The following is an 18725-nucleotide window of genomic DNA, read 5'->3' on the forward strand; positions in this document are numbered from 1 at the left end:
CTATTGCCAGTGTAAAATCAGAGAACTTTGTAAAAGGGGCGGTACGCGATGCTGCACAGCTGATACAGGGTAAAGTAGCCGGGTTAACTATATCCACCCCCAGCGGCAACCCTACAGAGAATACACAGATACAGCTGCGCGGAAATACTACCTTAAAGGCAGGCACCTCACCCCTGGTATTGATAGATGGCATTCCCGGTACTTTAAATACAGTAGCGCCGGAAGATATTGAGTCCATTGATGTGCTGAAAGACGGTTCTGCAGCGGCTATTTACGGTACGCGCGGCACCAATGGCGTAATCCTGATCACCACTAAAAAGCTGCATGGCGACATGCGGCCTACTGTGCAGTACGATGGTTATGTAAGTGTGCAAACCATTGCCCGCCGCCCCGAATTTTTAACCGGGGATGATTACCGCCGGCTGATCAAGGAAGGCATTGACTTTGTAGATTACGGCGCCTCTACCGACTGGCTGAAGGAAATTACACGCACCCCGGTGAGCCATACACATAATCTTAGCTTCCAGGGTGGCAGCGCCACTACCAATGTAACTGCATCATTTAACTACCGGAACTGGCAGGGCCTTTTCCTTAACTCCGACAATAAGCAGGTAACCGGCCGTGCGGATGTGAACCACAGTATGCTGGATGGCAAGCTGAAGGCCAACCTGAATGTGATCACCCGCAGCCGCACCTACTGGTCTGGTGTAGATGCCGGGGAAGGAGGTTTTAGCGATGGCAACAGCTTCAATAGTTATGTGTACCGGCAGGCGCTGATACGTAACCCAACAGACAGCGTGCGCAATTCAAAAGGCGACTGGCTGGAACGTAACATTTATTTCTATGATAACCCGGTGGCCTACCTCATGGAATCATACGGGCAAAATGATGAAAGGGAAACGCGCCTGAACGGCAGCCTTACGCTGGAACCCATTAAGGACCTGAAGTTTAAGCTGCTGCTGTCCGGCAATCAATGGTCGGAAACAAGAGGGTATGCAGAAACCAAGAAACATGTATCTACCGTAAAAAATAACCGCAATGGGTATGCCTCCCGCGGCAACTCGGAACGGCGTGATAAACTGCTGGAATTTACCACGGAATATGCGCGCAGCTTTCAAAAGCACCGTTTGAGCTTATTGGGTGGTTACAGCTACCAGGATAATACGCGGGAGAATTTTTATATGCAGAACTGGGATTTCCCAACGGATCAATATTCCTATAACAGCATGGAAACCGGCAATGCCTTAAAACGAGGCGATGCCGTTATGGGCAGCTTTAAGGACAAATGGAAGCTGATTGGTTTCTTCGGAAGGTTAAGCTATAACTGGGATGATAAGTATCTGTTGCTGGCCAGTGTGCGGCATGAAGGATCCACCAAATTCGGCAGCAATAACCGCTGGGGCACATTCCCTGCTGTGTCCCTCGGATGGCGCGTAAGCAAGGAATCTTTTATGAGCGGCCTTACCTGGCTGGATGATCTGAAACTTCGTGCAGGCTTTGGCGTTACCGGTACTATTCCTGATGACCTGTACGCTTCCCTGCGCAGCTTTAATTATGGCAACCGTTTCCTGGTAAACGGGGTATGGGTGCAGGGGCTGGATGCCGTGCGCAACCCCAATGCAGACCTGCGGTGGGAAAAGAAAGAGGAGTATAATATAGGGCTGGACTTTTCATTGATGGACAGCCGCATTTATGGCAGCATAGACGCTTACCGCCGTTTAACAAAAGATGCCTTGTTTGATTACCAGGTACCGGTGCCGCCTTACCCCATGCCGGAGATTGTGGCTAATGCCGCGCAGATCAGGAATACCGGATTGGAGGTGCTGCTGAACTTTGTACCGGTACGTAATAAAAATTTCCAGTGGACATCCGGCTTAAATTATTCCACCAACAAGAACATGCTGGTATCCCTTTCCAGCAGCAGCTTTGCCGCTACCAACGATTACTTTGATGCCGGCTACACCGGGGAGCCTATACAGGAAGCCACCCATCGTGTGCAGGTAGGTAAACCTATCGGTAATTTTTACGGGTATAAGTCTATTGGAATTGATGATAATGGCCGCTGGATCATTGAAGGAAAAGATGGCAAACCTGTAGCCAGCGCCGATAAAAGCCCGGACGATAAAAAGATCCTGGGCAACGGGTTACCCAAACATTTCCTGGGATGGAACAATACGGTGCAGTATAAGAACTTTGACCTGAACATTACCATGCGCGGCGCTTTTGGTTTCCAGGTGCTGAACTTTCAGCGGCTGTTTTATGAGAACCCGAAGGTAGTGCAGTATAACATGCTTAATACTGCGTTTGATAAAGTATATGGTAAAACCCGGCTGAATGATGACCTGGCGCTGGTAAGCTACTATATTGAGAATGGCGATTACTGGAAGATAGATAACGTTACCCTGGGTTACAACTTCAACACCAAAGGTTTAAAGTATATACGGAATGCCCGCATTTATGTAGCAGCCCTGAACCTGGCTACCATTACCGGTTATAAAGGTATTGACCCGGAAGTGAACCGCATTGGCCTGGCGCCTGGTGATGATGAGCGGGATAAGTACCCTACCACCCGCACTTTTACCGCAGGCGTAAACCTTACTTTTTAAAACAATAGTTATGAAAAACAGGCATTGTATATATACAGGTTTGATGATGATAGCTGTGATGTTATTCACAGGCAGCGCATGCACCAAACTGGATCCGGAAACTTTTTCGGAGATCGTGGAAGAAAATATTACTTACAAGGAATCAGATACCGCTGCTATTATTGCGCAGGCCTACAGCCCTTTGCGGCCTGTAATGGCCGACTGGATGGGGCTATTTGACCTGCAGGAAGAAAGCGCTGATGAAATTATTACACCAGCGCGGCCTAACGGCTGGTATGATGGCGGCACCTATCAGCGTATGCATCGCCATACCTGGACCTCTTTGCAGGAACAGCCCAGCTCATTATGGGGGCGTGTATACCTTGGCGTTGTAAATGCCAACCGCGCCATCTCATTAATTGAATCCGGCGAGCTGCCGGTAGGGGCGGCAAAGCCAAGCCTGCTTGCAGAGCTGAAGGCGCTGCGTACTTACTATTACTATATTTTATGCGACAACTTTGGCAATGTACCATTGATCATTGACTACAAGGATCTTTCTGTTCCTAAACAAAGCAAGCGGCAGGAGGTATATGATTTTATGGTAAAGGAGCTGAATGATAATATGGCGCAGCTCCGCGAATCGGCCGGTACCGGCATGTATGGCCGTTTTAATAAATGGGCGGCTAAAACACTGCTGGCTAAAATATATCTGAATGCGCAGGTGTATACCGGTACAGCAGCGTTTCCGCAATGTTTGCAGCAGTGCAATGATATAATACAGGCTGCCGGCACGGTAGGTTATATGCTGGAGCCGCAGTACCGCGATAATTTTAAGACCAATAATGAAACATCCCGGGAGCTGATCTTTACCATTCCTTATGACGATGTGAATGCACTGGGCTTTATTATCCATATGAAAACACTGGATCCCCTGAGCCAGCAGGTATTCCGCATGGAAGCGCAGCCCTGGGGAGGTAACTGTGCGGTGCCGCAGTTCATTGACACCTATGATGCTGCTGACACCCGGTTAAAAGATACCTGGCTGCAGGGCCCGCAGAAAACGCCGGCTGGAGTGGAAGTGATCGACTATGTAAAATATGTGGAGAGCATAGAAAAAAGTAAATCAAATGAAGGTTACCGGATCGGTAAGTACGAGATCAAGGTGGGGGCTAAAGGCTCTTTGAGCAACGACTTCCCCGTATTCCGCTATGCAGATGTGCTGATGATGAAGGCAGAATGCCTGTTACGTGCCGGCCAGACTGCGGAAGCTGCTGCATTGGTAACCCAGGTACGCCAGCGGGCATTTGCCAGCACCACGCCTGCCAAAGCCATAGTTACTGTGGCAGACCTTCAAAAAGGCAGCAGCTACCAATATGGTTACTGGAACAATGGGCAGATCACCGAACTGCAGGGTGGGGCAGATGTTACCTACGGCCGTTTCCTGGATGAGCTGGGCTGGGAATTTGCGGCGGAAGGCCACCGCCGGCAGGACCTGATCCGTTTTGGTATTTTCACTACTAAAAAGTGGTTCCAGCACCGGCCCAACGGGGATAACCGGAAGCTGTTCTTTATACCGCAGGAGGAGATGAATAAGAACCCGAACCTGATACAGAACCCGTAATAAGGCCTATATCCGCCCGCCATGTTAAAGCATGGCGGGCTTTTTTTTGGAATTGTGGGTAAAAACCTTATTTTTGCGTCCCTGAATTGGGAATTTTCAACCGGAGAAGTGCAGGAGTGGTTGAACTGGCACGCCTGGAAAGTGTGTAAACTCGAAAGGGTTTCAAGGGTTCGAATCCCTTCTTCTCCGCTAAAGGGGATTTCAGTATTCTCAAAAAAGGTTGCTCAGAGAATGAGCAACCTTTTTTCTTTTTGGCCTGTTTCTTTATTTCTCAACTGTTCTGGTTTATTATCTTGTCTGATATTATTGGGGTAAATTGAATGGGACAACAATTCAAAGCGAGGGTGTTGTGTAATAGCCTTGAAGCAATTAGTGGAATATAACAGCAACCGGTTCGTGTGCCGCGAACGGTACAATGTTATCAAAAAAAAGGAATCAAGACCACTAACAACCATAACATATTTTGATCATTGTTTGAAACACTGATAATAATTATATTAATAATAAGATCAGAAGAATCATTCTCCAAATAAACCATCCCTTTTTAGATATCTTTTTCATATCAAATCCTTGATTTAATAAATGAGCACTAACCACAATAAGATGAACAGCCTCAGGACGGTTTAAATGCCCGGTGCTACCGGTAAACCGGACAAGATCCGCTAAATAAGATGCGAAGTAATATTCTATCGTAATTTTTAATCAACGTATAGCAAACTTCAAGATCAAAGGCACATCGACTTTATCTTAATTAAGATAAAAATGTCTTTTATTATATTTCCCGTATCTTTACACTCCAATAAGATCTATGTAATGAAAGGAATAAGGTGTTTGAAGAGTTAGTTTTTTTTGAAATAATAAAAGACAAAATTGTCTTATTTTATGAATACGCGAGCTAATAAAACATGGCGCATTTTGTTCACACTTGCTTTTATGCAATTGTTCTTTATTTTATCTGTTAATGCACAGGGTACTTCAAAAGGCGCAGGTCACGCCGGCCTTTTTATTTTTTTGATTCTCTTCCTGGTTGTTGTTCTGGGAATCGCTATATCAACGCTGGCGAAAACGAAGGAGATGATAAGTGAAAATAGGAAAACGAAAGCCAGCTTTAAAGATAAAGATTTTGGCAACTACCTACGGGATCTCGATAGCCGGGAAATTGAAATTATTCTGAAAAGAAAACGCAATCCTTCTAAAGATAATGATGCAGGCGGGTCTGACGGTCTTAAATTTAAAAGCGCATTTTTATCAATTGTTTCATTATTAACTACAACCGGGCTCTTTGCACAGAATAATAAGGGCCAACCAGATTCATTGCTAAGTGAAGAAGGTGTTATTATCACAATCATTTTAGTTATGACGCCAATTGCAATTGGTGTGCTTTTGATGTTTTTGAAGGTTAGGGGACTATTCAGGCAATTCCGCAATAAGAGAAACCTCGCAGAAGCAGATAAACTGGCCGATTATATTTCCAGTTTGGATAACGAAGAAGCTGTGACGGCTTTGGAAAAGCGTAAAGCAGCCCTTGACTATCAGCTCTCACATACAGAACTCGCAGGTGCCTTTTCCGCAGCTGATGAAAAGGGAATGATCAGCAATGCCGGTCCTGCCAGTGGATTGACCTTTGTGGCAATTAAAAAGAAAGCGGTTAAACGGCCGAATATAGATCCACAACTGGCAAAACTAATCTTATGGTACATCGGTACTGCCGCTTTTTGGTTATTATTTGGAACAACAATAGGTGAATATCTTGGCATTAAATTCGTGTCGCCCGATGCAGACCATTTGAGCTGGTTAAGCTTTGGCCGTCTTCGGCCCGTTCACACGAATGCTGTTTTTTGGGGATGGGCGTCCTTAGGTATGCTGGGATTAGGCCATTATATTGTACCCACGGTAAGTAATACGGCGCTTGCCAGTTTAAAGAAAGGATGGTATGCGCTTTGCCTCATTAATGCTTCGGTTGTCATGGGCACGATATGTCTCATGGCTGGTATTAATAATGGCGGTGGGGAATACCGGGAATACATTTGGCCGGTTATGTTACTTTTTGCGATAGGCGTTGTATTGACGTTAATTAATTTCCTGCAAACCATTGCGAAGAGGAAAACAAAGGAGATATACATTTCCAACTGGTATATGGTGGCTGCAGTCATGTTTGCCATAGTCATAATGTTAACTGCCTACATACCTGTGTGGCAAAACGGGTTGGGTGAGACTATTGTACAAGGTTACTACATGCACCAGGGCGTGGGCATGTGGTTTATGTTGTTTACGCTGGGTATAGTTTATTATTTTCTTCCACAGCAGTTAAATAAACCTATTTATTCCTATAGCCTGGGGATACTCGCTTTCTGGACGCAAATCCTGTTTTATACAGTTATAGGAACGCACCATTTTGTTTTTAGTGCAATTCCCTGGTGGTTACAAACGGTTGCTATTGTCGGTAGTATAGGTATGATCATACCGGTTGTAGCAGGTACCACCAATTTCCTTTTGACATTTAAAGGCGCATGGCATAAAGTGGCTGGTAGCTACACCTTACCTTTTTTCCTTATTGGTATCGTATTTTATTTTACAGGCTCCATGCAGGGAACTGCGGAAGCATTTCGTTCAACCAATTTGATCTGGCACTTTACTGATTTTACGGTTGCTCACTCCCATCTTACTATGTATGGCATTATTTCATTCTTTCTGTGGGCTGCCATATACGCGGTGGTGCCAAGGCTTACAGGTAAGGAGCCACCGCAAGTTACAGTAGGCGCCCATTTCTGGTTAGCATTAATTGGATTGTTGTTTTACACCATTCCTTTGATGTATGGAAGCACCATGCGCGGTTGGATGTGGGTAAAAGGTATGCCTTTTATCGATACGGTTACCCACATGGCTCCATATTGGCTCTGGAGAGCTATTGGCGGCAGTCTTATGTGGCTATCCCATATCTTTTTTGCTTATAACGTGTATCGGATGCTGGCAAGCAGAGGAATTACAGATGTAAAAGAAGCAGCATTAAAAAAATTAGAGCAAGGATTGATAAAGAATTAGATTTCATCATTTGTTGAATATGAAACATGGAATTATTTGATAACCATAAAAAGCTATTTAGCACAGCAGCCCTTTTTTTTATTAGCCTTACTATACTGGTAGCCATTACTCCTGCATTAAACAATCAAAAGAATAACCAACCATTGCCCGGCGTAGAACCATTAAGTGAGCAGGCGATAAAAGGGAAGGCTGTTTATATCGCCAATGGTTGTGTAGGCTGTCATACACAACAGGTGCGTAATGTTGATATGGATAAAATATGGGGTGGCCGGCCGGGTATGGCTGCTGATTATGCGCTCAATAAACGCACGGATATCTGGAGGAACACTGCTACCCTGATGGGTACGGAACGCACTGGTCCGGATCTTACAAATATCGGTTCACGGCAACCCAGCTCTGACTGGAATCTCGTTCATTTATATAATCCGAGAATAGTGGTGAAGGAATCCATTATGCCGGCTTATCCCTGGATGTTCACGATTAAAAAAGATCCTGCTAAGGGAGACGTAATTGTTAATGTGCCTGAAGAATACCTCGAAGGAAAGGAAGGGAAAGTAGTGGCTGATAAGGAAGCCCTTTACCTGGTTGCTTACCTGCAATCGCTGAAGCAAGCGAAATTGCCGGATGGCAGTACGGCTGCCGAATTTTTATATAAGAGCGTAGAAAAAGAGCAAGCTGGTGCAACTCCGAAAAAGGCGGTGGATGGAGCCTTGCTGTATGCAACTCATTGTCAAAGTTGTCACCAGGCCAATGGGGAAGGTTTACCTGGCGCATTTCCTTCTCTGAAAGGCAGCCCGATTGTATTGGATGATAATGCAGAATTAATGGTGAACATTATCATGAATGGCTACGATGCGAGGCAAAATTATGGCGTAATGCCGGCGGTGGGAACTAACGCGGGCTTAACGGCCGAAGAAATTGCAGCTATAATGAATCATGAAAAAACGAGCTGGGGCAACAGTGCCCGGCAAATCAGCCCGGAAGAGGTTCAGAAGCTTATTGAATTTGTGAAACTAAATGCTACTACCAAATAATTATAAATAACAGGTATGAAACGAATTCCTTTTTTATTGATACTACTTGCAGGGTTTGGGACAGCTTATTCCTGTCCTGCCTGTAAAAAGCAGCAGCCCGGTATCCTGAAAGGCATTACTCATGGCAGCGGCCCGCAAAGCGGATGGGATTATTTAATTATAGCAGTTGCAGCGGTAATTGTGCTTGCAACCCTTTTCTTTTCGGTGAAATACTTGTTATCACCTGGCGAAAAGAGTGAAAACCATATTAAAAGGATGGCGTTAAACTATGAATAATGAAAGAAAACAGCACCATATTCATTTTCATTGATGATGAGCGGCAGCCAATTGCCAGTTTTGAATCGCCGGTGCATTTTGAGCTGGACACCAGAAAGTTAATTGATGGCAACCATATTCTCAGAATTGTAAGCAAAGATCCTACGGGCAAAGAAGGTATCCGCGTAATACCGTTTGAAGTAAGGAACGGACCCGCCATTGCTATTGAAGGGATCAAAGAAAATGACGTTGTAGATGGGGTGCTGCCATTAATGATCAATGCGTATGGAAAAGGAGATCAAAAGAAGTTTTTAATTGAAGGTAGCGAAACACCTCAGAGCATTCCTTCCTGGGTATGGATATTAATTATTGGTATAGTTGGATGGGTTGCATACTACTTTATTAGTTACCTATCAATCAATTGATGTGTACGATGAGTTACGTAAAAGATATATTGATAGTAGTAGTATTTTAAAATTGAATAGGATATGTATTCAAGGGCTTACACTATTGAATTAGGCTACCTTGGCTAATTTGCCATAAATTATTAGTATATTTGGAAACATGGCAGGTATTATTATAAATATTCTTATCGGTTCGTATAAAAAGCACATTGTGCTTGATATGACAGATTCTTTTACCTGTTCATTTGCAGAATTCTTTCCTTTCTGCATTAAGTTATATTATATCTCCAATTTCAAAGACTTTAGTACGCCTCTCCAGGCCTGACATCCTCAGTTCTTGGGTTGTTTCATGCATCGTCATCGGCGGGCAAATCAATAGCTCAACTCTTATCGTCGATAGCCCATTAGCTATGCATTTGCAAAAAGGTGGATGTACACATGCCTGTTATTGATTTATCGTAATCAATAGCCTGGCAGCTCCAGCACTAAAAAACATCAAAAGCCGTATAGCTGAAGATACGCAGCCCTGGCTGTAGCCCTTATTCCGGAATTAACAAGTTAAATTATAATGCAATGGATGAAAAGTATAATGATTCTACTTCGCAGCGCCCGGAAGGCGACCGCATGATTGATGGCCAATTGGTGAGCATCGATCTGCCGTTATTTATGAAACTGGTCCGGGAAGAAAAACCATGGAAGGATGGCAAACGGAATGCTATAACTGTTTTTAAAACCAGTGGGCTGCGGATTGTTCTTATTGCTTTGCACCAGGGTTCAGAAATGACCAGGCATATTGCCGATGGTATTATCAGTGTGCAGGTTTTGGAGGGCCTGATACAATTTAATACGGATGAACAATCGGTTGAATTAAGTAAAGGACAGATGCTGGCCTTGCATGAGCGAATTCATCATAGCGTAAAAGCGCTGCAGGAATCAATCTTTCTGCTAACTCTTGCAACCTCGTCAGGAGATGAGCAGCATCCTTTGTAAGAATATTGGCATGGAACAGTATAATGTAAAGACAGGTTCAATTGGTAAAGTCACACATGATGTATTGCAGCCCTTAGCTGGAAAACCGCCGGGATATTTCTTTACCCGGTCAAAACGGCAAGCGGGGGTATTCTAATTGAAAGAGATAGATCCACCCAGGGATGTGCAGGAAACGATGAATAAAGTTGTGAAAGCTGAAAATGAAAAGATAGCCGCCACTGGCTATGCAACAGCAGAGACAGTGGCAGACGGCGTTATTCCTGCATGATTCATCATTCACAGCTAAATGCCCGGGCAATGAAAATAAAAATGAAAAGAGTGTATGAAAGGCCTGAGAAAGGAGACGGCAATCGAATCCTTGTAGACAGGCTGTGGCCGCGCGGTCTTACAAAAGAAAAAGCAGAGATCGATTTATGGCTGAAAGACGTGGCTCCCAGCACAGAGCTTCGAAAATGGTTTGGACATGATCCAGGCAAATGGGAAGAATTTCAAGGAAGATATCGCAAGGAGCTTGAGGATAATAAGGAAAATATCGCTGCCCTGAAAGCACAGATAAAAAAAGGGTTAGTTACATTGGTTTACGGCGCAAAGGATGAGGAGCACAATGAAGCGATTGTTTTGAAAAAATGGCTGAGCGATAATTCCATCTGAATAGTGGATAAGATTCGTTTAAACCCTAAAGAAAGTAAAATGAAAAAGATATTAATTGCATTGGACTATGATCCAACTGCGCAGAAGGTTGCAGAGACGGGCTATTATTTAGCAAAAGCTATGAATGCACAATCGGTTTTGTTGCATGTAACTGCAGGCGCTACTTATTACTCCGATCTAAATTATTCCCCTATCATGGGATTTGAGGGTTTTAATAGCTTAAATACGCCCCAAACATTAACTGAGGAATTAAAGAATGTGGCACAGGGGTATCTGGATAAATCAAAAAAATATTTAGGTGACGAAACAATACAGACAGTTGTAAAAAGCGGCGATTTCGGAGAAATGATATTGGATACTGCAAAGGAAGTAAAAGCCGATATAATTGTTATGGGCACCCATAGCCGGCGCGGACTGGAAAAAATATTAATGGGTAGCGTGGCCGAATACGTTTTGCATCGTACTTCAATACCTGTATTGATTATACCAACTAAATCTATCTGATAAAAAGTAATTAAAGCCGCATTACCATGCTCAAAGATCCTTATCAAATAAAAAGGCTATTGACCACGAAAAATGGCACTTTTTCATATTATAGTCTGGCTGAACTTGAAAAGCAGGGGCATAAAATTAATAAGCTGCCTTTTTCTATCCGGATTTTACTGGAAAATGCATTAAGAAATTTTGATGATTTTGCCATCACAAAAGACAATATTGAAACCATCCTTCAATGGAATCCTCTTGGTTCAGACAAGGACATTCCATTTAAGCCCGCCCGTGTATTAATGCAGGACTTTACAGGAGTGCCTGCTGTAGTTGACATTGCTTCCTTACGGTCAGAAATAGCAAGGAAAAATAAAAACCCTAATGAGATAAATCCGTTAATTCCTGTTGATCTTATCATTGATCATTCAGTACAGGTTGATTATTTTGGAACGGAATATTCTTATGCCCGTAATATAGATGAGGAATATAAGCGGAACAATGAACGATACCGGTTTTTGAAATGGGCGCAAAGATCATTCAATAATTTCAGCGTAGTTCCTCCGGGGATGGGCATTTGTCACCAGGTAAACCTGGAATATTTATCCAAAGGCGTAATTGAGCGTAATGGTGAAATTTTTCCTGACACATTAGTGGGGACTGACAGCCATACTCCTATGGTAAATGGGATAGGTGTTGTGGCCTGGGGTGTAGGTGGTATTGAAGCAGAGGCAGCCTTACTCGGGCAACCCATCTATTTTATCATGCCGGAAGTGATCGGCCTGAGGCTTACCGGCAACCTTCCACTTGGTTCTACTGCTACTGACCTGGTATTGACCATTGCATCATTGCTAAGAAAATATGGTGTAGTTGGAAAATTTGTTGAAGTCTTCGGCCCAGGCCTCGATAATCTTTCTGTTCCCGACCGTGCCACTATTGGAAATATGTCTCCTGAATTTGGGTCTACGATTACTTATTTCCCCGTGGATGATAAAACCCTGGAATATATGCGCAGGAGTAACCGGTCGGAAGAACAGGTAAAGTTGGTGGAAGATTATTGTAAGACAAATATGTTGTGGAGAACCGGCGCTGAAGACATTGATTATTCTGATATTGTAGAACTGGATATTTCGATGATCGAACCTTCAGTGGCCGGACCCAAACGCCCGCAGGATAAAATTTTAGTGAAGGAATTTAAATCAAAGTTCGTTGAATTGCTGGACGAGAGCTATGGCCGTAAGTATACGGAAATAAAACAGTTAAGCCGTTGGATGGCGGAAGGAGGCAGCCAGCCTATAAAACCGGCATCAGCTGAAACGGACTCCGAACCGGATATTGAAGAAACGATAGTAAATGGACGAAAAAATGTATGGATAACTATCGGAGAAGAGAGTTTTATGCTCTCGGATGGTGCTGTAGCTATTGCGGCTATTACTTCCTGTACCAATACCTCCAATCCATTTGTGATGATCGGTGCAGGTTTGGTTGCCAGGAAGGCAAGAGAGCATGGATTGAAAACAAAACCATGGGTGAAAACTTCTTTGGCGCCGGGGTCAAAAGTAGTTACGGATTATCTTGAAAAAGCGGATTTGTTAGATGACCTGGAAGCAATGCAGTTCCATACAGTAGGATATGGTTGTACTTCCTGCATTGGTAACTCCGGCCCCCTGCCGGCCTTTGTTGCAAAAGCTATAGATGAACATGATCTTGTGGCAGTTTCTGTACTTTCTGGTAATCGTAATTTTGAAGCAAGAATTCACCCGCAGGTAAGAATGAACTTCTTAATGTCTCCTATGTTTGTGGTAGCATATGCTATTGCAGGCCGGGTTGACATAGACCTGATAAACGAGCCGATCAGCTTCGATCCTAACCGGCAGCCGGTGTATTTAAAAGATATCTGGCCAACCGATAATGAAATTAATGAGTTGATGGGTCAGGTGCTTTCTCCCCTCGATTTCGCTAAGAGTTATGGAGAAATATTTGAAGGCAATGAGATATGGAGGAACCTGACAGTCCCTGATGATACATTGTATGAGTGGGATAAAAGCTCCACCTATATCAGGGAAGCTCCATTTTTCTATAACATTTCCGATAAAGCAGAGCCGCTAAAGGACATTCACGATGCAAGCGTTCTGTTGGTATTGGGTGATAGCATTACTACCGATCATATTTCACCTGCCGGGCAGTTTAATGAACTTTCCGCAGCCGGCGCGTACTTAATCAGCCAGGGTGTGAAAAAAGAAGATTTCAATTCATATGGCTCCAGAAGAGGTAATGATGAAGTAATGTTACGGGGCACTTTTGCCAATGTACGAATAAGAAATAGGCTTATACAAAAAGAAGGTGGTTATACAAAGCATTTTCCTACAGGTGAAGAAATGACAATTTATGATGCTTCGGTGAAATACAAGCAAGCTAAGACACCATTACTGGTACTGGCCGGGAAAGAATACGGAAGTGGCTCTTCCAGAGATTGGGCTGCAAAAGGCGCGTTCCTGCTGGGCATTAAAGCTATACTGGCAGAGAGTTATGAACGGATACACAGGAGCAACCTGGTAGGTATGGGGGTATTACCACTGCAATATGAAAATGGCGATAATGCTGAGAAATTGGGCCTTGCGGGGAATGAGACGTTTACAATAATCGGTATTTCCACAAACTTCAAACCACTAAAAAAGTTAGACGTAATTGCCAGGAAAGAAAATGGAGAGGAGATCAAATTTAAGGTAATTGCCAGGGTGGACTCTAAAATTGAGATCGAATATTACCGCCATGGCGGAATACTTCAATATGTGCTGAGGCAATTCCTTGAAAAAACAAATTAGTCATTTAGCAATGAAAAGGGAAAGTGGAACTATATGGACAATTTGGCAACCCACCCATTAACAGAATAAAAATATTGTTATGATCTGTAGTGAAAAACTGAGGAGGCAACTTAGGAAAAGAAAGAAGGGAAATAATTAACAGCCTAAATGAATTTTTTAACAATTTACCAGTGATTGCTTCCGGATTCTCTTACTTATTAGGCTTATCTTTGCAATATGCCAGGTACAAATAAATATAGTTATAAAATGATCTTCAGGCAAGGATTGCCTGAAACGGCATTTTATTGGACCTGCAATATCTCCAAATTCAGCAGAAAGTTGAATTTCTTTCCAACCTTTAAGGACTTTCATAATTAATCCCCGGCTCACTTATTAATAAGGCCGGGGTCCGGCTTATTTTCCATTTGATCTAAACAATTTTAAAAACTGCTATCCAAACAGGAATAGCAGCGGTGCCCATTTATTGATTTCACCGCTTATTTGATGGATAAGGAGCCGTTATAATTTAATAAATTCTAATAACAACGATCATTGCCTGTAGCATTTGCTAAAAGTAAATATTTGCAGGTGAATAAACATGCTTGTTTGTATGTAAATGGGAATTATTATGGCACGAGACAATAAATCGATTCCGGTTAGCGGAATTATTATACTGGTTTTAATTTTAATAAACATCATCGCAATAAGAGAAGCATTTACCGGAAATGGTATGTGGTACCTGGTTCTCAGCCTCACGTTGCCGTTACTGTTATTGGCAATTGCAAATATCAGGCAGAAGAAGCATGCCATTCTAAGAAACTTTCCTGTTATTGGGTATTTGCGTTATTTATTTGAAACTGTCAGGCCGGAAATACGTCAATATTTTATTGAATCAGACCTTGATGGCAAACCTTTCAACAGGCGCCAGCGATCAATTGTTTATCAAAGAGCAAAAGATGAACAGCAAACGGTTGCCTTTGGAATGCAAACGGATCCGAATGTATCAGGTTTTGAATGGGTAGCGCATTCTGTATATCCAATAAAATTAGAACCGAAAGATTTACGTGTGTGGATCGGAAATCATTTATGCCTGCAGCCTTATCATGCCAGTATTTATAACATTGGCGCTATGAGTTTTGGTGCATTGAGTAAAACTGCTGTTATAGCGCTGAATGAGGGCGCTAAACTGGGAAGTTTTGCGCACAATACAGGTGAGGGTGGAATTAGTGAATATCATCTTAAGGGAGGAGATCTGATCTGGCAAATAGGAACAGGTTATTTTGGTTGCCGGGACGACAACGGAAGATTTCACCCAATTGCATTCCGTAAAAATGCCTTACGCCCACAGGTAAAAATGATTGAGCTAAAATTATCTCAGGGTGCAAAACCCGGCCATGGCGGAATTTTACCGGCTGCAAAAAATACGGCGGAGATAGCTGCAATAAGACAGGTAAAACCGGGAACCACCGTTCATTCTCCGGCAAATCACCAGGAGTTTGATACGCCTGAAGGATTGGCGCGGTTTCTCCAGCTTTTGCGGGAGCTATCGGATGGGAAGCCGGTGGGGTTTAAGATCTGTATTGGGGACAAGCAGGAGTTCATTGATATCTGTAAAGCTATTAGATCAACTGGTTGCATTCCTGATTTCATATCAGTGGATGGCGGTGAGGGTGGTACCGGCGCTGCCCCTTTGGAATTTACTGATCACCTGGGAATGCCTTTATATGAAGCACTGACCTTTGTAAAACAAGCATTAGATGAATTTGATCTCACCAGGCATATTAAGATAATCGCTGCCGGTAAAATAATCACGGGTTTCGACTTACTTAAGGTGCTGTCCTTAGGCGCTTCAGCTTGTTACAGTGCACGGGGGATGATGTTTGCTCTCGGCTGCATCCAGGCATTGATATGTGATAGTGGCAAATGCCCTGTTGGGGTGACCACACAAGATCCTGCATTATACAAAGGGCTGGATCCAACAGATAAGGGAGTAAGAGTTTATAATTTTCATTTGAATACCATAAAGGCAACAAAAGAAATGATGGAGGCATGTGGATTTGATGACGTACAAAAAATACCCGCTTCAAAGTTCTTTCGAAGAGTAGATGAACAAACAATCATGAGCTTCGAAGAAATATATTTTCGAAACTGGGATGTAAAGAAGGATCGCCAGCAATTTTTATTACCATTAAATTAAATGACCATGGAAACGTTTTATTTAAATTAAAACAAACGGTATGTATATATTCTTAATAATATTGGTGCTTTTAATGCCCATCCCTATTTATCTTGGCTTTAGATCGCTTTTTGCAGACAGGCATCATCAGAAAGTATATCAACATGTAAAAGACGCCTTTCAAAGTCTCATAAAAAGACAAGGGCTGTCAATTGCCGAGGTGAATATGTTGGGGAATAGGCTTATCGCTATGGACCGAAATATGAACAAACTTATTTTCGTTGTGTACAAGAATGGTATTACCAGGGAGAACTGCCTCAATCCGAACGAAATAATATCTTGTAAGATTGAAAAAAAATCCAGCGACGTAAGCGGCTATATCCGAAAAGTAAATTTAGAGCTGACTTTTCGGAGGAATGGAGTTATCACCTTTTCATTTTTTGATGAAGAGGTGGATGACTTGTGTGATCTTCCTTCGAGAATAAAAAAGGCACAATACTGGAAAAGACAAATTCAATACCAAATAAGCAGCGTTCCATTAACAAACGTTAATCGGGAAACTATATAGGTTTAATTTAAATGGTATTAATACTGTTTGATCCGTTCGGGATCTTACACATTTAATGGTTACTGCAAAGTTAAGTATTAGGTTTGTTGTGGCGTCATCACTCACAGCATCATCTTCGCCAGCCTGCCAATTTGTATGAGCTTACTCCGCAGCTCTTCCGACCAGCTTAAACCAATACAAAGCCTCATACAGTTTTCAAATTGGTCCTGTAACGTAAACATTCTGCCGGGAGCGATACTGATCTTATGTTTGATCGCGAGATTGTACAGCGCTGTTGTATCAATTTTTTTAGGCAGCTCAACCCATAAGGTAAGCCCGCCCTGTGGCCTGCTTGTTTTGGTGCCTTCCGGAAAATGTTGGGAGATGGTATGTGCGTAGTGCTGATAATTATTATATAATGTCTTGCGTAATTTCCGGAGATGATTTTCATACCGGCCGCTTTTCAGATAGTTAGCTGCGGCTTCCTGTGTAATGGCCGGTGAAGATATTGCATGCGCAAGTTTTAATTTCAGGATCTGCTCCTTGTACCTGCCGGGTGCAACCCAGCCTACACGATAGCCCGGGGCTAATGTTTTAGAAACGGAGCTGCATAAGAGCACTGTTCCGTTTTTATCAAATGACTTACAACATTTGGGCCGGTGGCTGCCAAAATAAAGATCGCCATACAGGTCATCTTCTATGAGTGGAATATTATGTTTAGCCAGCAATGCCACGACCTCCTTTTTATTTTCATCCGGCATACAGCTTCCTAAAGGAGTGCTGAAGTTTGTAACCAAAAGACAAAGATTGATCTTATGAATTGCTTTCTTCAGCGCTTCAATTTTTATACCTGTATTAGGATGAGTAGGCAGCTCAAGCACCTTCAGGCCAATGCTTCCGGCCAGCTGTAAAATGCCGGGGTAAACAGGGCTTTCTATGGCGATGGTATCACCCGGCTTTGCTACCGCCATCATGCAGAATGCCAGCGCATTCATACTTCCTGCAGTAGTAACCAGGTCGTTTTCGTGCAGGCTGCCTTCCCAGGAAATTGAGCGGGCTGCAATGATCTTTCGCAGCTTTTCATTTCCCTGCAATGCTTCATACCCGGCGCCGCTGTCACGGAGCTGCCTGGTGGCGTGCATGATCTCTTTATTCAAGCCTGCCAATGGCAATAATTCATCTGAAGGAACGCCAATGGAAAACAGGGTAAGGTCTTTCCTGCCCATATTCAGATAGACTTTACTGATCATTTCATCCGGCTCTTTATTGCTGCTTATTTGTGAAGGGCTGCTTGTTTCCGGAAGCGGAAGTCTTTTATACGGTAGCTGGCTTACAAAATACCCGGACTGTGGAATTGATTCTATCAGCGACTGTCCTTCCAGCTCCAGGTAAACCCTTTTTGCTGTGTTCATGCTAATGTTATGTTCATGACACAACATTCTGACAGAGGGCAAGCGGTCGCCGGCTTTTAATACTTCCTTTCTGATCAGCTGCGCAATGTTGTTTGATATTTGCAGATATAGAAAATCCTGCTTCATACAATAAAGATAACTGTGTCCATTGAAATATTAAAAACTGTGACTGTATTCATTCCGGGCGCTTGCATAGCTTTGTATAAAAATTATAAAGAAACATGTCAGCAGTAAGCATTAAAACAGGTGTTGAGAATATGGATGTTAAGGTAGTTCATCGTTTCCTGAACGAGGATTCTTACTGGGCTAAGAACATTTCTTTTGAGCTGGTGCAGCATTCGCTGGGGCATTCCTTTTGTGTAGGAGCTTTTATAGATGGGCAGCAGATCGGATTTGGAAGAGTGATCACTGATTATTACACTTTCGGCTGGTTCGCTGATTTCTTTGTATTACCGGCACATCGTGGAAAAGGGATCTCTAAAAAGATGTTATCTTTTATATTGGAACAGCCGTGGTCAAAACGTTTAAGAAGGATCATGCTGAACACAAGCGATGCGCACGGGTTATACCGTCAGTTTGAGTTTAAGGATCTTTCAGGCCCTGCCAAGCTCCTGGAAATTTACAGACCGGATGTTCATTTACAGTATGCAGAATAGCCGAAGCCTTCTGCTGTAAAGCTTTCCGGATGCCATTTTGTAATGTTATCAAAATAACCTTTCTT

At 43.1% G+C, this 18725-nt stretch carries 14 protein-coding genes and 1 tRNA gene; 14 read left to right on the plus strand and 1 reads right to left on the minus strand.

Annotated elements, in window-relative coordinates:
- The first annotated feature begins 2 nt into the window (after positions 1-2).
- From KVT36_RS10225 to KVT36_RS10285, 13 genes are all read left to right on the plus strand, one after another.
- Positions 3-2606 (plus strand): SusC/RagA family TonB-linked outer membrane protein, encoded by a 2604-nt coding sequence (locus KVT36_RS10225; RefSeq protein ID WP_217603483.1) that lies wholly within the window; start codon positions 3-5, stop codon positions 2604-2606.
- A gap of 10 nt (positions 2607-2616) precedes the next feature.
- Positions 2617-4206 carry a RagB/SusD family nutrient uptake outer membrane protein gene (locus tag KVT36_RS10230; protein ID WP_254639938.1) on the plus strand — a complete coding sequence of 530 codons (1590 nt, stop codon included), beginning with the start codon at positions 2617-2619 and terminating at the stop codon, positions 4204-4206.
- A 102-nt stretch (positions 4207-4308) separates the two neighbouring features.
- Positions 4309-4395, plus strand: a tRNA-Ser gene (locus KVT36_RS10235).
- Between the two features lie 693 nt (positions 4396-5088).
- Positions 5089-7248 carry a cbb3-type cytochrome c oxidase subunit I gene (locus KVT36_RS10240; RefSeq protein WP_254639939.1) on the plus strand — a complete coding sequence of 720 codons (2160 nt, stop codon included), beginning with the start codon at positions 5089-5091 and terminating at the stop codon, positions 7246-7248.
- Between the two features lie 26 nt (positions 7249-7274).
- On the plus strand, positions 7275-8282 hold the full coding sequence (locus tag KVT36_RS10245) for a cytochrome c (RefSeq protein ID WP_217603397.1): 1008 nt from the start codon (positions 7275-7277) through the stop codon (positions 8280-8282).
- Between the two features lie 15 nt (positions 8283-8297).
- Positions 8298-8558 (plus strand): hypothetical protein, encoded by a 261-nt coding sequence (locus KVT36_RS10250; RefSeq protein WP_217603398.1) that lies wholly within the window; start codon positions 8298-8300, stop codon positions 8556-8558.
- Positions 8558-8962, plus strand: a complete 405-nt coding sequence (locus KVT36_RS10255) for a cytochrome C (RefSeq protein WP_217603399.1) — start codon at positions 8558-8560, stop codon at positions 8960-8962. The genes KVT36_RS10250 and KVT36_RS10255 overlap by 1 nt, the downstream gene beginning before the upstream one ends.
- A 552-nt stretch (positions 8963-9514) precedes the next feature.
- Complete coding sequence (locus tag KVT36_RS10260; protein WP_217603400.1) at positions 9515-9931, plus strand: cupin domain-containing protein; 417 nt, start codon at positions 9515-9517, stop codon at positions 9929-9931.
- Positions 9932-10228: 297 nt separating this feature from the next.
- Positions 10229-10582 (plus strand): DUF488 domain-containing protein, encoded by a 354-nt coding sequence (locus tag KVT36_RS10265; protein WP_217603401.1) that lies wholly within the window; start codon positions 10229-10231, stop codon positions 10580-10582.
- A gap of 39 nt (positions 10583-10621) precedes the next feature.
- On the plus strand, positions 10622-11086 hold the full coding sequence (locus tag KVT36_RS10270) for a universal stress protein (RefSeq protein ID WP_217603402.1): 465 nt from the start codon (positions 10622-10624) through the stop codon (positions 11084-11086).
- Between the two features lie 26 nt (positions 11087-11112).
- A complete protein-coding gene (gene acnA, locus KVT36_RS10275; RefSeq protein WP_217603403.1) occupies positions 11113-13890 on the plus strand; it encodes an aconitate hydratase AcnA in 2778 nt (925 codons plus the stop codon).
- Positions 13891-14497: 607 nt separating this feature from the next.
- Complete coding sequence (locus KVT36_RS10280) at positions 14498-16066, plus strand: FMN-binding glutamate synthase family protein (protein WP_217603404.1); 1569 nt, start codon at positions 14498-14500, stop codon at positions 16064-16066.
- Between the two features lie 40 nt (positions 16067-16106).
- Positions 16107-16613, plus strand: coding sequence for a hypothetical protein (locus KVT36_RS10285; protein ID WP_217603405.1), 507 nt, complete (start codon positions 16107-16109; stop codon positions 16611-16613).
- 101 nt (positions 16614-16714) lie between these two features.
- Here the strand turns inward: KVT36_RS10285 and KVT36_RS10290 are convergent, their stop codons facing one another.
- Positions 16715-18130 carry a PLP-dependent aminotransferase family protein gene (locus KVT36_RS10290; protein ID WP_217603406.1) on the minus strand — a complete coding sequence of 472 codons (1416 nt, stop codon included), beginning with the start codon at positions 18128-18130 and terminating at the stop codon, positions 16715-16717.
- A 95-nt stretch (positions 18131-18225) separates the two neighbouring features.
- On the opposite strand from KVT36_RS10290, the gene KVT36_RS10295 reads away from it, so the two are divergent.
- Complete coding sequence (locus KVT36_RS10295; RefSeq protein ID WP_217603407.1) at positions 18226-18660, plus strand: GNAT family N-acetyltransferase; 435 nt, start codon at positions 18226-18228, stop codon at positions 18658-18660.
- Positions 18661-18725 lie beyond the last annotated feature (65 nt).

The sequence above is a fragment of the Chitinophaga sp. GbtcB8 genome, from assembly GCF_019091455.1.
Taxonomy (GTDB): Bacteria; Bacteroidota; Bacteroidia; order Chitinophagales; family Chitinophagaceae; genus Chitinophaga.